Consider the following 17681-nt stretch of genomic DNA (forward strand, 5'->3'; position numbering starts at 1 on the left):
CCTCGATGATATTACAAAAAAAGGCCTGGCTGAATTAGGGTATCACTAAGCAACGCCGGCGATCGCCTAAAAGCCAAATAATTTATTTTATTTTGATATGGAATTGAAAGAGCGGCAGATTTTAGATAGTGAATTAAAAATCGAAGGGAATGTCTTAGCAACAAGTTGCCTGAGTGAGAATAACAAATATTTTTTGGTTTCACACGAGCTAAATAATGTCTTAACCTTGTATTTTCGCCCTCAACTCTTGTGATACAGCATATTCCATGTAGATGTAGATCGCGAGAAACCGGGTTTCGAGCAACAGAATCAGTAATGATACGAGAACTGTAAAGAAACCCGGTTTCTGGGGTGCACTTCATAAACCTAGAATACGCTGTATATGGAATAAGCTGTCGCGCATTTAAACTGTATATTCAGGGCGGGCGGGACGCCCAACCCCTACTCCCCACAAGACTTTAAATTTTTTTGACATACAATTTAAAGGCAGAACAGCTTATGCTGTATTTTTACGACACAGTTGGTAACGTCTGCGAACATATTGTTAAGAAATATAGCGGTTCTCAAGCGTTGTGAGGTATGGGGGCGAGTCCTATGCCCTATGCCCTATGCCCTATGCCCTATGCCCTATGCCCGCGTGAGCAGCTCATGTTACTGAGAAAGGCTATATATTGAAAACCAATACAATTACAGCGTATCCCAGCTTTATGAAGTGCAGCTTTAGACACGGCAATGCCATTCCCCTACGGGGATTGAGCCATCAGGGGTTTACTTCATAAACCTGTAATCTGCTCTAAGTTAGAAGAATGTGGCTAAAGCCCCAGCGGCTATCCCGACCCCAGAAGGGGGGGACTTGCTGCGGGGAAAAATTCAGTCATAATTTTGATTAATGAGCAATTACCAATTAGCAATTACCCTATTCTCATGCAACTGAAAAACGGTATACGATCAATTCAGCCCGATGAGTTTTCTAGGCATTCGCTAGGGCGGCGATGTTAGTGCATTTACAGATAGTCGGCAGCTCAATAATAAACTGCGTGCCCTGCTCTGGCTGAGAAATACACTCCAATTGACCACAGTGCTTTTCTATTAGAATTTTTCGGCTAATTGACAATCCCATGCCTGTACCTTTTCCTATGGGCTTAGTAGTAAAAAAGGGAGTGAAAAGTTTAGCACGAACTGTTTCTGTCATGCCCAAACCATTATCAGCAATTGTTATCAGGATGCGGGAATCCGAGCTAATGTTGTCATGGGAATTGCCTGGTACAACTTCAGTCCGAATCAAAATCTGGGGGTGAAAAGCTGCACCATCTTCTCTTTCTCTACTTAGCCGCTCTTCTAAAGCATCTATAGCATTCGCTAAAAGGTTCATAAACACCTGATTGAGCTGACCGGCATAACAGTTCACCAGCGGCAATGCACCATAGTCTTTGATCACATTAATAGCAGGGCGATCGGACTTAGCCTTTAGTCGGTGCTGTAAGATCATCAAAGTGCTATTAATGCCTTCGTGGATATCGACTGATTTAATTTCAGTTTCATCCAACCGAGAAAAATTGCGTAGAGAGTGAACAATATTGCGAATGCGTTCGATCCCTAACTGCATGGAAGAAAGCAATTTTGGTAAATCATCTATGATAAATGGCAACTCTCCATCTTCTATTTCATGGATAATTTCTGCTTCGGGTTGCGGGTAATACCTTTGGTAAAGATTCACCATATTAATGAGTTCTTTAATATAGTCGTTGGCGTGGGAGAGATTGCCGTAAATAAAGTTAACCGGATTGTTAATTTCATGAGCCACACCTGCAACTAATTGACCGAGACTAGACATTTTTTCACTTTGAACTAGCTGGAGTTGTGTTTCTTGGAGTTCTTTGACAAAATGATCTAAGGCAACAGATTTTTGGTGCTCTTTTTCTTCACTGAGACGGAGTGCTTTCTCTACTTGTTCGCGTCGCTCTATTTCAGCCTGCAAACTCTGACTCAGAGAAAAACTTCTCAAAGCTGTTAGAATCGTAGTGTATAGCTTTGATGTCGTTAATTCAGTTTTAGTTTTATAGTCATTAATATCGTAATTGATAATAATGCTTTTTTCAGGTACTTGTCCGGGTTGACCCGTGCGTAAAATAATTCGCACTAAATGATTGCCTAAAACTTCTCGGACATATTTAACAAAGTTTAAGCCAGCATCATCTGTTTCCATAATTACATCAAGTAAGATGATGGCAACATCAGGATTTTCTTGGATTAGCTGTTTAGCTTCACGAGCGGAGTAAGCATTAATGAAGGTTAAAGATTTATTTTCAAAGACAAACTTCCTTAGTGAAATTTCGGTAGCGGTGTGAACTTGAGCCTCATCATCTACAACTAAAATTTTCCAGCTTTCACTCAGTTTTTCTTCTGTGGTTTCATCTGCAAATAATATCTCGTCATCCGAGTCCATTACTTCGGCAAAGTATACTGTTTCTGGAGATGGTGGAGTTAAGAAATCGTCAAAATCACTTTTCATTGCTGTACACCTTTATTTTTTACTAATGTGTAGGTTTGAAGTTAGAAAACCTGTTAAGCAAAAGGCAGAAGGGAGAAGAGTTAGACAGCAACCTTTTCAGTCATCCTTATTTTACTTTTAATGAGGTGAACTTACTTAGTTATCTTGGCCAGGAAATCGGAATTGTAACTCTACATTGGTGAATCAAGTTGCATCGGTAATTTAATAATAAACTTGGTTCCTCTTCCCACCTCACTTAGACATTCAATTTCACCTTTTAGTTTTTGGGTGACTAAATTGTAAACAATATGTAACCCTAACCCACTGCCACCTTGACCACGCTTAGTGGTAAAGAATGGATCAAAAATTTTACTTAAGTTTTCTGGGGGAATACCTTTACCTTCATCGGCGTATTCAAACCTTAGCCGATTGCCTTCTTGCTCCCAAGCAAAGATTAGTTCCCCAGAAATCCCTGGTTCGTAGGCATGAATCAGAGAATTGATTAGCAAGTTTGTCACAACTTGGGACAAGGCTCCTGGATAAGAATCTATAGCAATTTTGCTATCTCCCTTAATTTTAAGCGAATGTGGGCTATTTTTCAACTTTGGTTTTAATTGTAATAAAATTTCATCAAGATAAGGTCTGATCTGGAAAGTACGCCGTTCTTCGCTAGAGCGATCTACTGCTACTTGCTTAAAGCTTTGAATCAAGGCTGCCGCGCGCTCTAGGTTAATTAGAAGTGCCTTACTGCTTTGGGTAGCAATATCGACAAATTCTTCTAAATCCGATCGCTTCATTTTGCCACTTTTATAAAGAGAGGCAAATTCTGTGGTATTTTCTGCCAAAGCTGAAGCAACCGTGACACCCACTCCGATGGGAGTATTAATTTCATGGGCAACACCAGCAACTAATCCTCCCAGAGATGCCATTTTTTCAGATTCGACTAGCTGAGTTTGGGTGGCTTTTAAAGCCTCTAGGGTGTTCGATAATTGTTGAGTCCGATCGCTCACTAATTGCTCTAAGTTTTGATTAAACTCCTGTAAATTTTTGTAAAGTTGAGCATTCTCAATGGAAATAGCAATTTGGGCCGATAAAAGTTTTAACAATTCTAGGCGATCGGTAGTAAAAGCCCCTTCAGTCAGGTTATTTTCCAAATAAAGAATGCCTGTCAGCTTACCTTGGTGCAGCAGAGGAGTGCAAAGAATAGATTTCGGTTGAGTGGCTGCAATATAAGGATCGCGGGTAAATTGTCCCTCTTGGGCCGCATTATTTAACACCACATTTTCCTGAGTGCGAATCACATAATTGGCGATCGCACAAGCCAGCAAAGGAGTTCCCCCAGAAGCTGCTATCGGATTGAGAGGAAGCGATTGCAGCACACTAACTTCATCCTCCTGCACCGAACCTTCCGCCTCTAGCGCCCAGTTTCCCGCTTTTTCTAAAATCAAAAAACCTTTTTGCGCCCCCGCATTCTCGATCGCAATTTTCATCAATCTTTCCAGCAACCTACTCAAAACTATTTCACCCGAAATCGCTTGAGAAGCTTTCATCACCGTAGCTAAATCTAGCGTCTCACCCAAATTGCTGCTAGTAGTCGCCGTCGTTGTGCGGTTAACCTTTGTTTGAGTAGTTGTCTTCCCTGAAGTTCTCACTATTAATTGGGGATATTTTTCCTCCAAACTCTCAACTTTACGTTTAGCCCCCCAGTATTGGTAGCCATAGTGGGCTTTAGTCAAGTAGATGTGGGCAAATTCTTCTTTATCTTTCCCCAACCAGAACTTAGCAGCCAGTTCCGCCGCCAGCGCTTCATTCTGAATAAAATCATGCTCTCTAGCCTCAGCTATCGCGCGATCGTACAAATCCATCGCCTCCAAATCTCGACCTGAAATTCTCGCCATTTCTGCCGCCACCAGCGAGAACTTATGTGCAAAACTTTCCGAGCAGTTGTCCGCCCAAACTTTGATTTGTTTCTGATTAGCTTCTAATTGCTGCCAGTAATCTTTTCGCTCCGATTCAGAAACCTCTGAATACAGAGCAGTTAAAATCAGACAACGGTAAAAATAATGATGAGCACTAGAAATATGACCCATCAAATAATCGATCAGCTCTGCCGCGCGTTCAGATGCTTCTAGCGCCTCACTATACTGTTCGTAAAGATATAAAGTCTGCGCTTTTAAAACATAAAACTCGCACAGCGCTGCCATGCTTTTACGGCCCTGAAAATTTTCTAAATGCTGTTTTTCGCTAACTTCATCCTCTTCGCCCATCAAATTTAAAATTGCTATCTTATTAGCAATAATAATATCAATAGCCCACAAATTTTTAGTATGATAGCAGAAATGGAGCGACTTGCCAATATCTTCCAAAAGGTTATTCAAATTCATGCCTTGGAAGAAATAGGTAATAGTTTGAAACATCCGGTTATAACCCGTCCATTGCAAATTACCAGATTGCAAGCCAACTTTATAACCTTCGTTATTAATTTCCGCCGTAGTTTTGAGCGGTCTCACCCAGCAGTTTAAGTAATTGGCAAAAATCACACTATCTTGGCAGTTTTGAGACAAGTTATTTGAATTTTCGCTGAGAGTCAGAGCGAGTCTGCCAAACTCATAAGCCGATTGGTAATCCCCTAAAATTGAATTCAGGATAATTCCATAACATGAATAGCAGTAAGACCCTCCCGCTACAAAACCGTACTTGAGAGAAAGGTTAATCGCTTTGATCACAGTCAACTTCCACAGTTCTTGAGATGAAAAGAACGTTAGCGGCCCCATGTTACCCAATAATTTCATAGCCATTTGTTGAGCCGGCTCTTTCATCTTTTCGGCATTAATTAATGCAGCAATTTCTTGGTTAGCCAAGTTGGCTTTAGCTGCCGCCATTTCCGCATTAACCGCCTCGCTTAAATTATCTTCATCCAAGTCTATGCCCAGCAATTGAAGGGCTTTTAATCCAGATTGAATTGCTTCTTGATATTTACTTAGCAGAGTGTACTGCACGATCAAAATGTTGTAAATTTCGGCTTTTTCTAGCTCTGATTTAGCCTGGGCAAATGCCACTTCTATTAAAGCTTCTGATTCTTCAAAATTGCCGTTTAAATATTCGGCTTCGGCTAGCTCCTTATGAAAGGTAAAAGCTAGTTCGTAGGATTCTTGCCAAATATCGCCCGGTAAAATTTCTAGACCGAATTTTAAGTAATCTCTGGCAGCAGCATAAGCCGTTGCATCTTTGGCTTTGCGAGCGGCTGTTAAATTTAAAATAGCTAGTTCAGTTTTCTCGCGTTCATCAATGATTAAATTCCGACCCGAATTTAAATGATCGGCAATTTCAAAAATTCTTTCGGCGCGTCGCTCAGGAGAAATATTTGCCAGTAACAGACGACCAATTTGTAGGTGAATTGCTGTTTGCAGTTTTGAGTCAATCAAAGCGTAACCTGACTGCTGCACGCGGTCGTGCAAAAATCTATAAGTAGTAATTACCAAGTCGGAGTTAATTATTTCTGATTCGGTAGCACCTAACTCAGAAGTAGTTAAGATTAATCCCTCTTGGATGGCTGGCAATAGTTCTTGAAACGTGGCTCCCCAAGATTTCTCATTAATAATTGAAAGAGTGTTTAAGTCAAAACTATTACCCACGCAAGCAGCCAACCGCAAAACTTGCTGAGTTGATGCGGGCAGTCTTTTCAATTTCCCAATCATCAATTCAATGACGTTATCAGTAATACCTACGGATTCAATTTCGGAAATATTCCAATCCCAGTTTCTTTCATGAAAATTGAATCTCAGCAGGTTTTCTTGATAGAGAGTTTTGAGAAACTGATTGACAAAAAAAGGATTGCCTTGAGTTTTACTGACCACTAACTCGGCGAGGGGGAGCGCTGATTTTTGGTCTTTACGCACGGTATCAGTAATTAAGTTAACTATGTGGTGAAGGTGTAAGGGAGCTAAAGTAATTCGCTCGATGCTTGCACCTTCATTTTGCAGCTCGTCCAAAGTCATCATTAAAGGATGAGATGGGTTGACTTCGTTGTCTCGATAAGCACCAATTAGAAAGAGATAGTTGGTTTGCTCATCGGCGAGCATTACTTGTAGCAATTTCAATGTAGCGGCATCAGCCCATTGTAAATCGTCGAGAAAGATGACTAAGGGATAGTCAACTGAACAAAAGACGCGGATGAATTTTTGAAATACTAAATTAAAGCGGTTTTGTGCTTCTGTAGCGCCTAATTCTTGTACGGCGGGCTGTGGGCCAATGATTAATTCTACTTCAGGAATGACATCGACAATGATTTGACTATTAGCGCCAACAGCAGCTAATATTTTTTCTTTCCAGGTATTGAGTTGATTTTGGCTTTCTGTTAAGAGTTGCTTGACTAATGATTGAAATGCTTTGACAACGGCGGCGTAAGGGATATTTCGTTGAAATTGGTCGAATTTTCCGGCAATAAAATAACCTCTGGCTTTAGTAATTGGTTTATAAACTTCTTGTACTAAGGCGGATTTACCAATGCCAGAGTAACCGGATACTAGCATCATTTCGGTGCTGCCTCTGCTGACTCGCTCAAAGGCTGCTAATAAGGTTTCAACTTCTGTTTCTCTGCCGTAAAGTTTTTGAGGTATTTGAAACTTATCTGTAATATCTTTTTGGGCGATGGCAAAATCTGCAATTCCTCCCGTAGTTTTTAATTGTTCTAGGCATTCTTCTAAGTCAGCGATAATTCCCCAAGGGCTTTGATATCTGGCTTCAGCGGTTTTCGCTAATAGCTTCATCACAATATTAGAAACAGCTTTAGGAATTTCTAGATTGATTTGGTGGGGCGGTACTGCCTGTTTGGCAATGTGACAGTGGATTAATTCCATTGCATCGCTGTAATCCCAGGGCACTTGCCCCGTTAGCATTTCGTAAAAAGTTACTCCTAATGAGTAAAAATCAGTGCGGTAGTCTATCGCTCGGTTCATTCTGCCTGTTTGTTCCGGCGATATATAGCTCAGAGTGCCTTCTAAAACATTAGGATTTTTCAGGCTAGGATTTTCGCGCTTTAAAACAGTAGAGATGCCAAAATCTATAATTTGAACTCGCCCTGTGCTTGAGTTGATAATAATATTGCTGGGATTGATATCTTTATGAATAATTTTATGTCGATGAATTTCACCTAAAGCCCTGGTTGTTTTAATAGCTGTTAATAAAAACTCTTCTAAGGTAAGTTGGTGAGAAGCCAACCAGAGCTTTAATGAGTCTCCACCACAATCCTCGAAAATGATAGCCAAACTGTTATGGTATCTTTCTAAGCTGTAGGTTTGAGGGACACTTTCTAGGTTAAGATTGTGTGTGATTTCGTATTCCTGCTTGTATCTGACTAACGAAGCTGGCATCGGATAATCTTGTTTGAGAAATTTGATAATTACCGGTTTTTTGTCTTGCTTCCTCAGTCCCCGGTAAACTAAAGAATTATTACTTTCATGGATTTGGTTGGTAATGTCGTAGCCCGATAAGTTAATCATTCTTACATCCTCTTGTCAGTATTAATACTCAATTATTTTTTAGCAATTGTTAATTAATTAAGTAAATGTATCCTCTAATACATAATAATATCCGAAAATTTAAGAAAAACTTCAGTGTAAAAAGAAAAGTTATTTTTTATTAACATTTCTTAAAAATAAGAGGGCTAAACATTCCGGTCAGGAGTCCGATCGCTCCACAGTTTCGTGTAAAATTCGGCAAAACAGAGTGAAGTGCGATCGCCGTTAGTCTTCATAGGAGATTTGGGCCTTGCATAATTAGAGTATAAATAGGGGGAATCACCATACAATGAAAGCGAGTGCAAATTAACCCATATCCGTAAAAACACTAAGAAAAAAGGAAAACAGAACCACATTTGTGTCAAATGTAGCTGTCAATCGATCGCTGATTATGAGTCCCACGCCTTGTTACAGCAAGACTGTGAAACCGGAATGCCTAAAAATGTATGTCAATCGTATAGGTTTTCGGGCAATTAACGAATCAAGGTAGTTCACTACACCACCCTAATAAATTCGGTAACACTTGTGGGAAAACTATTAGGATGTCATAGTTTCGAGACATTTGAGAGGGTTTCCGGTTGCATCTGAGATATTGCACCCTTCTCAATTAGGTTTTTAGGAACAGGCAAGATGCCTGTTCCACAAAAGATCAATTTTCTTGTGGAACAGGCCGGAAAGCCTGTTGCTGACAATGGTGCCTGTTCCACAAAAGATAAATTTTCTTGTGGAACAGGCCGGAAAGCCTGTTGCTGACAATGGTGCGCCTCTTTTTCCTTCTTCATTCAACATCCCATTACCAAGGATTGCCAATCATTGTAAAGGCGGCCCAATAATAAGGATGCGAAAGCACTCGATCGCCCCGCGCCGCAATTTCTGGAGGCAAAATTAGATCCCCAGAAAGCCCTTCGACTCGCAACATCCCGTCTTGAATCCGCACGCGCCCCCGCAGCATCTCCAATTGCGCGCGGCGCAAAGCCTCCGCTTTAATCATCAAATTGCCACCGCCTCTGGGGGCCCGCAACTGCCGATAAAACTCAGTCATCAGCCCCAAAGTCCCATCATCGCTGACTTCCCACAAACTCGCTAAAGCGGATCTAGCACCGCTAGCTACCGCCAAACCCGCAAACCCCAACTCCGCCTCTTCGTCGCCCAAAGCGGTACTGCACGCGCTTAAAACTAACAGATTCACCGGCGGTTCATTCCACCGCAACTGTGCCATTTGATCGATACGTAATTTAGTATCCCACAACTGAATGTAAGAATTTTTCGGTTCCCCAGGCAGGAATTCGCTGTGAGTTGCTAAGTGAATGATTCCAAAAGGCCGATTTGCCCGCTGAGCTTGCAAATTTCCCAGAGTAAAATCTTGATTCAAAAATAATTTTCCTTCACTTGGCGGCGCGATCGACTCTAACTCCACCGGTACCGCTGGTAATGGCGCTTTATCTTCAAATACCGACGCCCCCATTGCCAAAACTTCATCATCAGCAATATTGTCGTAGCCGATATCAGTCAAACTCAGACTCGGCATCACGCTAATACTGTATTGCTCAACTAAAAATTGTTTGCCATTGTGAAGAGCAGCAAAGGGCACACTCCGCAAACCTGCTGCCGGAATTACAATTAAATTGTCAATCTTTAAAGCGGCCAATTCTGGGGCCATTGGCGCAATTAACCAGCGATAAAGTTTTTGAGCCGAATCCAAATAACTAATGCTGCTTCTTCTTCTGGGATTAGTTATTTCGGTTTGCAGGGCATCCGCCAATTGCAACACCTGCCACCGCGTTGTCGCCGGAACTACAACGCGCATCGGTTGAGCGTTAGCTGTGACTAACACTAATTCTAAAAGCTCCCCGTTAGGAACATCGGGAATTTCTTGGCTCAGTGGCGACAACCTCTGGGCCAACTTATCTTCTAAGGGGCGATGGGGCCCGGAGGTGAGGTTATTTCTCACAGGCAATAGATTAGATAAATCCTGACTTGCCACCAGCACAGAACCATTTTCTTTGGCTGCGGCTGCATCCGATCTCCTGAGCCAATTCATATAAATAATTGCAGATTTTATCCCACTAATTTGTTCGTTTTTGCGAAGGGTTTCGTAAATCACCGAGAGATTAGTAATCGGCTTTCTTGGGGGCAAATCTAGATATTTTTCGTACTCGCGAGTAAAGGTTTGTTCAAATTCTAAAACTCCCGAACCTGCCGCATCTAATCTGCGAGAAGGAGCGAAAATATCCTGGCTAATTGGGGAATTTCGGTCTCGATTGGGCGATCGCAATTCTACTTGCAAAGATGCAGGAAATGACTGCTCCGGATCGGGATTTACGGACTCTAGAGGCGGTGAGGGAATTGGTGAGGGAATTGGTGAGGGAATTGGTGAGGGAACTGGTGAGGGAATTGGTGAGGGAATTGGTGAGGGAATTGGTGAGGGAATTGGTGCAGGAGTAGAGGGCGCGGCCGGTGTAATTAGGGAAATCTGATTTGGTAAACTTCCCTGGGTGTAAGTTTGCCCGAAGGAAAAGCTGGGCAAAATGGCGTTTCCCGCCCCAGCATTAATGCTTCCTCTGGTTCCATTGTCGATCGCGCCGCCAACTACAAACGGTCGATCGATACCGCCTCCGTGGCGAATTGCGATCCTCCCCGCCCCCGCACCTCCGGTAGTAGAAATACTGGAAACATTGCCCGATATATCATCGTTGAAAACATTGTTCGATCGAAACAAACCGAGGGTTCTCACATCAACGCTGCCGCCAGTACCACCAGTGCCGCCTCTAGCGTTGATAAAGCCCAACTGAATGTCAGCAGTCGCGTTCAGGGAGACGCCCCCGCCGTTGCCGTTTGAAGTGCCGCTGGAGTTGAGATCGAGAGCGGAAATCCCCGCTCCCGAAGTAAGGGCAATATTTCCGCCGATCGCCCCCGAAGCGTTCAAAGCTCCCGCAGTTAAAGGGCCAGCATTGGTTTGGAGAGCGATCGCGCCTCCTGTGCCCGCCGATGACGAGTCGATCGCACCTGCAGCAACAGTATTTCCCTCAACCCGAATCCTCCCACCGTTCGAGGTAATATTGCCCGTCCGAACCTCGCCGCTTCCTTGCAGGTTCACGCTGCCACCATCCGTCCTTAAATTACCCCCTAGGAGGACGTTTTCTGCCTTGATATCGGCTCCCAAAGCGGCCGTGCTGTCCCCCCCGAAGCGAGCGGAATCTCGCGCGTTAACGCTCAAACTGCGCGCTGTAATTGTGGAAGCAGCCGTCACGCTAGCAGCGTCAGCCGAGAGCTGGCCCAACCTCTGAGTTTGACCGACTAGGCCGTCAAAAGTAATGTTGCCGCCAGCGCGCAGCGTCAAATTATTAGCCCGGCCCGGCGTGCTGTCGAGGGTATTGGCAAAAGTGATATTGCCGATAGTGGCGGCTAGGGCGGCGGTGCGATCGACTGTAACGTTACTATTGAAAGTCATGTCGCCAGATGTCGCCATATTGCCCGATACCTGGGTACTGCGGGCGTTGACAGTTAAACTCGCCAGCGGTGCAGCTTGACCGACTTTAGCGCCGAACAGCACTCGCCCAGCGTCTAGTCTCAGGGCGTGAGATCCGTCTAGGCTACCGGAGAACAGAATGTTGCCGGTAGCTTCCGTGCTCAAAGCTACGTCAGCATTGAGGGATGCGTTTCCTGTAAAAGTGAGATCGCCGCCGGATGTCGCAATGTTGGCGTTGAGATCAGTTTGGGGCGCGTCGAGAGTCAAGCTAGCGCTGCCGCTTGTATTCAGGGGATTGTCGATCCTGATCGATCTGCCTTGAAGTGTCAGCGGGCTGTTGAAGGTAATGGGTGCGACGATCGCGATCGACGAGGTGCTACCGTTTTCGCGCCCGATCGCGATCGAGCCGAAATCCCCCGCCAAAGCGCCGAGATCCGTTGCCGTCAAGTCTAAAAGGCCCAAAATATCGCCGGTGCCACCGATTTGAATTCGTCGGTTGTCGTTGGGCTGCAAGCGAATTGTTCCCCCCGCACTGCTGACAGAATTGCTGCCGCCTCTGAAGTCAATGCCGCTAGCAGTGAGAGCGATATTGCCGCTGTTAGCATTGAGTCCGCCCAGAGAGATGCTGCTGGCGAAAATGTTGATGTTGCCACCTTGAGTCTCGATTACATCCTTGGGGTCATTGACAACAAACACTCCGCCGGATCTAAAGGTTACGGTGTCTCCCGTTCTTGCTTGCAGGGAAAGTTTGTTATCGGGCAAGTCTTGGACGGTGATATAGCCGGGGGTATCTAGAACCACGTTGCTGCCGGCTGTCATCTGTTCCAACTGCACTTCTGAGATCGATGTTTCGTTGGGTTCTGGTGCCGGTTCGAGTTCCCCGCCAGTCGAACCCCCGCTGCTGGAGCCGTTACCGCTGACGATCGTAATATTTGCCGGATCGAGCCACAAATTGCCGATCGCACCGTTAGTCGCGCGGGTATCGACCTCTCCTTGGAAAGTTAAAGCATTTTTGCCGGAAACTTCTACTCTGCCGCCGTTACCTGCGGCAGTGCCCCCGCGAGCACTAATATTGCCCAAGAAGCGAGTTATATTGTCTGACCAAATTACCGCAGTGCCGCCATTGCCGCGGTCGATCGCGTTTGCTGCGATCGTAGAATCAGGACTAACATAAGTTACCTGGGCGTTTGGCACTGGTTCCATCCCCTGGAAACCGCCTCCGACGCGCACAGTACCTCCGCCGTCCGTCCCGGAAGCATCGATATTTGCGCCGAAGAGTCCGACTTTTTCCCCTAAAATATTGACTGTGCCACCAGCATTTCCAGAAGGGCCAAATACATTTACAGAACCGGAGACGATCGCACTTCCGGCAACTGCGGGCACAGTTTGCCCGCCAGTCAGTACCAATTGACCTTGTTCGTTAGTGGTTAAACCTGTGGCTGACACTACGCCGGAGCCCGTCAGCAACTGAGGCAAAGAAACCGGGGCGATCGCCGAGTTTTCTGACTGCAAAGACGGAGTAATTTCTAAACTTAATAAATTGCCAACTTGACTGATGCGAACTGCATTTTGTCCCGGAACAGCAGCCACAGTAATTTGACCGTTGGGAGCGGATAATTGTCCTGTATTAATAACGGTTCCACCGAGCAAAGTTAAACTTTGCCCGCTGCCAACTGCCAAGTTTCCGGCATTGACAATTGCACCGAGTTGTGAGTTATTAAAATTAAATTGATTGGGATTTCCCAGTAAAGCTTTGTAATCATTAATTCCGGCCGAATTGAACCAGCGATCGCCGAAACCAATACCTGTAGCAGTTGTCGCGAAAAAAGACCCCGGCACGTTTAATCTAGCATTTTGACCGAAGACAATTCCCGCCGGATTCATTAAGAATAAATTTGAGTTGCCGCCGCTTACAGAAATCAGACCGTTAATGATGGAAACATTGTTGCCGGAAATCCGCCCTAAAATATTTTGAATATTTGGATTAGTTAGAAAATTAGCGATTTGACCTTCGCTGAGATTAAATTGGCTGAAGCTGTGAAACAGATTGGCGCCGTTCCCTGACAGTTGTCCGCCACTAATGTCTGTGCGGTTTTGCTCGGAGTTAACAACAGTATTAGTGCCGTCATTTGCAGGAACGACAGATTGCGATCGAACTGCTAGCGGTAGCAGCCAAAAACCTAATGTCAAAATTAGAGCAGAACGAAAATAGGTCATTAGTCAGTTGTCAGTTGTCAGTTGTCAGTTGTCAATAGTCATTACTCAATAGTCATTAGTTAGTGGTTATTTTTCTTATATTTGTTGTTATTTGTTGGTTCCAATGACCAATGCCCCATGCCCCATGCCCCATGCCCCATGCCCCATTCTAATCTCTTATCGTTTTGATTTTTTTTGAGCTGTAATGTTCCGCCAAAGTGCCAATAAACTTAAAAAGGTCGATCGAACACTACCACCGCCGGGGTCGATCGCACTCCCAAACCACCCGTTGCCAGAATGTCGGAAATACAATGCAGATTTTATATCGATCTGTAACGAGTGTATTGACAAAATCCCCCCAGAGTCCTAGGATTGGAGCACTGATTGGGTGGGAAAGTAAAAACCCACACAATAACTGGCTCCTCTAATAAAGTTAAAAGCAAAATATTGATGCTTTTAGAGACCAACCATGCAAACTCAAACTTCCTCATTTCTAACTGAACAAATAGTAGAGCAGATATTTTCTTCAGGCGAACTGACTCGCGAGGACAGACAGCGAATTCAGTCAATGCTCTTAAATGAGTCTATCGGAGAAAACGAATTGAGCTTAATTGAAAGAGTCATGGAAGGCGTAGTCAAGGGAATACTTGACGTGCTCGATTAGTTTAGAAATGGCGCTAACCTATCTAAATGTAGGGTGCGCCGGGCCGCGCACCTTACCCTAATTTTAAATATAGCAACCGCCAAGAGGGTTAGGACATTCTTAATCGCTGAAACCCTAGCTATTACTGCTTTTTCCTTCTTCCTTCTTCCGACTTCCATCGGACTTCTTCCGACTTCCATCGGACTTCTTCCTTCTGCTATAAAATCGAAAATCGAAAATTCTGTCACCGTTCTAAAAATCATCATCGGGGCCCTCATCCGGGCCGTCATCCGAGCTCTGATCGCGACGCACAAGTTCAGAAGGAGGCCTATCGTTACTCCAGGCCCACCACACGCCGCCGCACTGGCAGCGGTAAAATTCTTGCCACTTGCGGCGGTTGAACTCGGTGTAGACTGGCGATCGGCGATTAATCCAGACCTCAGCGGCATCCGTGCAACTAGCGCCACACTTGGGGCAGCAAAACTCATTAGCGTGAACCGCCGTCGCAGTCCATTCAGGAGGATGTGGAGCAAAAGCTTCCATGTGTTAGAGTTTCTATCTAAACTGCTGGTAATTACGGCAAATCAAGGGTTGCTAAAGATCCGCAGAGTTCGGAATGACCTAAGCAATGACATAAGTACGCTGTTGAGTGCGTAATTCATCGGCCCGTTATTTTTTTTAGCATTTGCCGTCAGATGAATAGTATAACTGATGTGGTGCAAGCCGTCGATCGGCATTCTTAAGTATTTCAAGGACTAGGCTCATGTCTATCTACAATCTTATCTCGTTTCTGGGCATTTTTGGCTTATGTGCGATCGCCTGGATTTTTTCCGAAAACCGACAGTCCAAGTATATTCCCTGGCGCGTCATCATCTGGGGCATTGGTCTACAATTAGTCTTAGGATTTTTAGTATTCCTGTTCCCCCCAACTCGCATCGCCCTAGAGTGGTTTACAGGCTTACTGGATGGAGTATTTACCGCTGCTGACGCTGGAGCGAGGTTTGTATTCGGTAAAAACATTGTTCCAATACCCGGTCAAGACCCCCCAGTTAATTTAGGATATATTTTTGCCTTTCGAGCTTTACCGACAGTCATCTTTTTTTCTGGCCTCATGGCTTTGCTTTACAACATCGGTGTGATTCAAATTATCACCGAAGTTTTTGCCAAAATCTTTTATATGACAATGCGGTTGAGCGGCGCCGAAGCCCTCAGCGGCGCTGCTAATATTTTCGTAGGAATTGAAGCGGCAATTGTTGTCAAGCCTTATTTGCCGAAAATGACTCGTTCGGAACTTTGTGCAATCCTCTCTTGCTGTTTTGGGACTGCCGCTTCTTCAACTTTAGCAATTTATGTGAGTTTTCTCAAGCCAGTTTTTCCCAATATTTTAGGGCATTTAGTTTCCGCCTCAATTATCGCCATTCCCGCTTGTTTTGTCCTCTCCAAAATCTTAGTACCAGAAACAGACAAACCCCTGACAATGGGTGGCATTCCCAAGGAAGAACGGAAGCCTAAAGGCCGCGAGTTTGTGGGCGAAGAAATTTCGGACATGGATCGCGAAGAATTCAAACAAGAGACTGTTGGGGGAGAACCCATCGAACGAGTCAGCCCTCTCGATGCAGCGATTATTGGTGCATTGGACGGTGTAAAAATGGCTGTGGCCATTGCCGCTGTTTTGATTTTAATCTTAGGCTTAGTTTCGTTAATTAATCAATTCTTTGGTTGGCTGGCAATTTTGCCCGGCCCCATTGGTGGTTTTTTCAAAGTTGTCACCTTAGCCAACATTATGGGATTTTTATTTTATCCCCTGACGCTATTAACAGGAGTCTCCATTGACGACTCTTGGCAAGCATCAGTAATTATCGGTCGCAGGCTATTAGAAACAGCCATTCCGCCCTATCAAAGTTTAGCAGAAGCATCGGCAAAAGGACTGGTGAGCGATCGTACAGTTTTGATTGTCAGTTACGCCCTTTCCGGCTTTGCCCACTTAGCCTCCGTCGGCATATTTGTCGGCGGCACAATCGCCCTAATTCCATCCCGCCGTAAAGACATTTCCGAACTCGGTTGGAAAGCATTATTTGTCGGCACTTTAGCGACAATGATGATCGCTTGCATCGCGGGCACTTTCGACACAGGAGACGCCAGCATTTTAGGCGCTAAAACAGCCCCTGCTGCCCCGTTAACAGCCCCTGATTCTCCGAAACCGCTGCCATCCCCAGCCGCGAATTCAAAGCCGTCAGTTGCCCCAGCAATTGCCAGTCCGAAGCCTTCGGCTAACACCGAAAAAGCGTCTCCCAGAGCTCAAGAATCTCCCTCTCCCGCATCCAAGAAAAACCCTTAATTATATTCTATTGACTTGTAGGGGCGGGTTTTTCCAAGAATATTTAACTCCCGTTAAAAATCTACATAAACCCGCCCGCACACAACCAATAACCTACCTCAACTTTGCTTTCGATAAAACAAGTTAGGAACGGACTCTGACCCAAGAAACCGGGTTTTTCACCAAATCTGTGGCTGTAACGCATCTTCTCAGCAAAAAACCCGGTTTCTGGCTACCCGTGCATCAGTCCTAAGATTGTCAATTATCGACAAATATTGTAGGTAAAACTAGCCCTTGGGTGGGGGCGGGTTTACGAGATTGTAGGTTTTAGGCAATTATTGTAGGTAAAACCCGCCCCTACGAAGCCGTGACCGATATTATTGTTTTTTATCCAGATGTAATTACCCCTTACCAATTATCAATTACCCTAAAATTTATGAATCCCGAACCAGAAATTCGCCGCCTGTTAGATGTGATGCCCGCTTCCGGCCGCATGATGTGTAAAATTATTAATAAGCCACAACAATCAACGGTAATTGACTGCGATTTTCCTTTGCCTTGGAATCAATCTCGCCCGATTTATATTAATTTTGATTTGTGGCGGCTGCTATCTAAGCCGCAGCGGGATTTACTGCTATTGCGGAATGTAAGTTTTCTGTGCAATTTTAAGTGGTTTAAACCGGATATTTATCAAGGTGCAGCTCTGGCGGGAATTGTCGGGACTGTTGTAGAATTGTTGCAAGGAGATGCGATCGGCACTGCGATCGCGGGCGGTTTGACGGGACTGGCGATGACTCGAATTTGGCGCGACAACCGCAGTTCCCAAGTAGAGTTAGATGCTGACGAAGCGGCGATTAGAGTCGCGGGAAGGCGTGGTTACAACGAAGCGGAAGCGGCCGGACATTTGCTGGGGGCGATCGAGGCTGTGGCGCAAATTGAAGGGCGCAGTTTGGATTTTAATGAGTTGATTCGGTGTCAAAACTTAAAGGCGATATCGGGTATTTCTGCGGTGGGCGTACCCGATAGTGTGAGGCAAGAGTAATGCG

Annotated in this window: 10 protein-coding genes and 1 pseudogene; 5 read left to right on the plus strand and 6 right to left on the minus strand. The window is 44.8% G+C overall.

Annotated features, from left to right (window positions below):
* Window positions 1-11: 11 nt before the first annotated feature.
* From QUA00_RS02070 to QUA00_RS02080, 3 genes and pseudogenes are all read right to left on the minus strand, one after another.
* Window positions 12-254, minus strand: a pseudogene (locus tag QUA00_RS02070) (hypothetical protein); the annotation flags it as partial.
* A 716-nt stretch (window positions 255-970) separates the two neighbouring features.
* A complete protein-coding gene (locus QUA00_RS02075) occupies window positions 971-2512 on the minus strand; it encodes an ATP-binding protein (RefSeq protein WP_333408538.1) in 1542 nt (513 codons plus the stop codon).
* A gap of 170 nt (window positions 2513-2682) precedes the next feature.
* Complete coding sequence (locus QUA00_RS02080; protein ID WP_333408539.1) at window positions 2683-7992, minus strand: ATP-binding sensor histidine kinase; 5310 nt, start codon at window positions 7990-7992, stop codon at window positions 2683-2685.
* Window positions 7993-8368: 376 nt separating this feature from the next.
* On the opposite strand from QUA00_RS02080, the gene QUA00_RS36730 reads away from it, so the two are divergent.
* Together QUA00_RS36730 and QUA00_RS02090 are read left to right on the plus strand one after the other, a co-directional pair.
* Window positions 8369-8500, plus strand: coding sequence for a hypothetical protein (locus QUA00_RS36730; protein ID WP_445305714.1), 132 nt, complete (start codon window positions 8369-8371; stop codon window positions 8498-8500).
* Window positions 8501-8640: 140 nt separating this feature from the next.
* Entirely contained in the window at window positions 8641-8763 is a 123-nt protein-coding gene (locus QUA00_RS02090; RefSeq protein WP_333408540.1) for a hypothetical protein, read from the plus strand.
* 40 nt (window positions 8764-8803) lie between these two features.
* Here QUA00_RS02090 and QUA00_RS02095 read toward each other — a convergent pair whose 3' ends face one another.
* Window positions 8804-13696, minus strand: coding sequence for a CHAT domain-containing protein (locus QUA00_RS02095; protein WP_333408541.1), 4893 nt, complete (start codon window positions 13694-13696; stop codon window positions 8804-8806).
* Between the two features lie 448 nt (window positions 13697-14144).
* On the opposite strand from QUA00_RS02095, the gene QUA00_RS02100 reads away from it, so the two are divergent.
* Entirely contained in the window at window positions 14145-14339 is a 195-nt protein-coding gene (locus tag QUA00_RS02100) for a hypothetical protein (RefSeq protein ID WP_333144755.1), read from the plus strand.
* Here the strand turns inward: QUA00_RS02100 and QUA00_RS02105 are convergent.
* A complete protein-coding gene (locus tag QUA00_RS02105; protein ID WP_333144754.1) occupies window positions 14336-14584 on the minus strand; it encodes a hypothetical protein in 249 nt (82 codons plus the stop codon). The genes QUA00_RS02100 and QUA00_RS02105 overlap by 4 nt on opposite strands.
* Window positions 14571-14861 carry a hypothetical protein gene (locus QUA00_RS02110; protein ID WP_333144753.1) on the minus strand — a complete coding sequence of 97 codons (291 nt, stop codon included), beginning with the start codon at window positions 14859-14861 and terminating at the stop codon, window positions 14571-14573. The genes QUA00_RS02105 and QUA00_RS02110 overlap by 14 nt, the downstream gene beginning before the upstream one ends.
* A 220-nt stretch (window positions 14862-15081) precedes the next feature.
* On the opposite strand from QUA00_RS02110, the gene QUA00_RS02115 reads away from it, so the two are divergent.
* Window positions 15082-16656 (plus strand): nucleoside transporter C-terminal domain-containing protein, encoded by a 1575-nt coding sequence (locus tag QUA00_RS02115; RefSeq protein WP_333408542.1) that lies wholly within the window; start codon window positions 15082-15084, stop codon window positions 16654-16656.
* 415 nt (window positions 16657-17071) lie between these two features.
* A complete protein-coding gene (locus tag QUA00_RS02120) occupies window positions 17072-17677 on the plus strand; it encodes a DUF3318 domain-containing protein (protein WP_333408543.1) in 606 nt (201 codons plus the stop codon).
* Window positions 17678-17681 lie beyond the last annotated feature (4 nt).

The sequence above is a fragment of the Microcoleus sp. T2B6 genome, from assembly GCF_036700475.1.
GTDB lineage: Bacteria > Cyanobacteriota > Cyanobacteriia > Cyanobacteriales > Microcoleaceae > Microcoleus.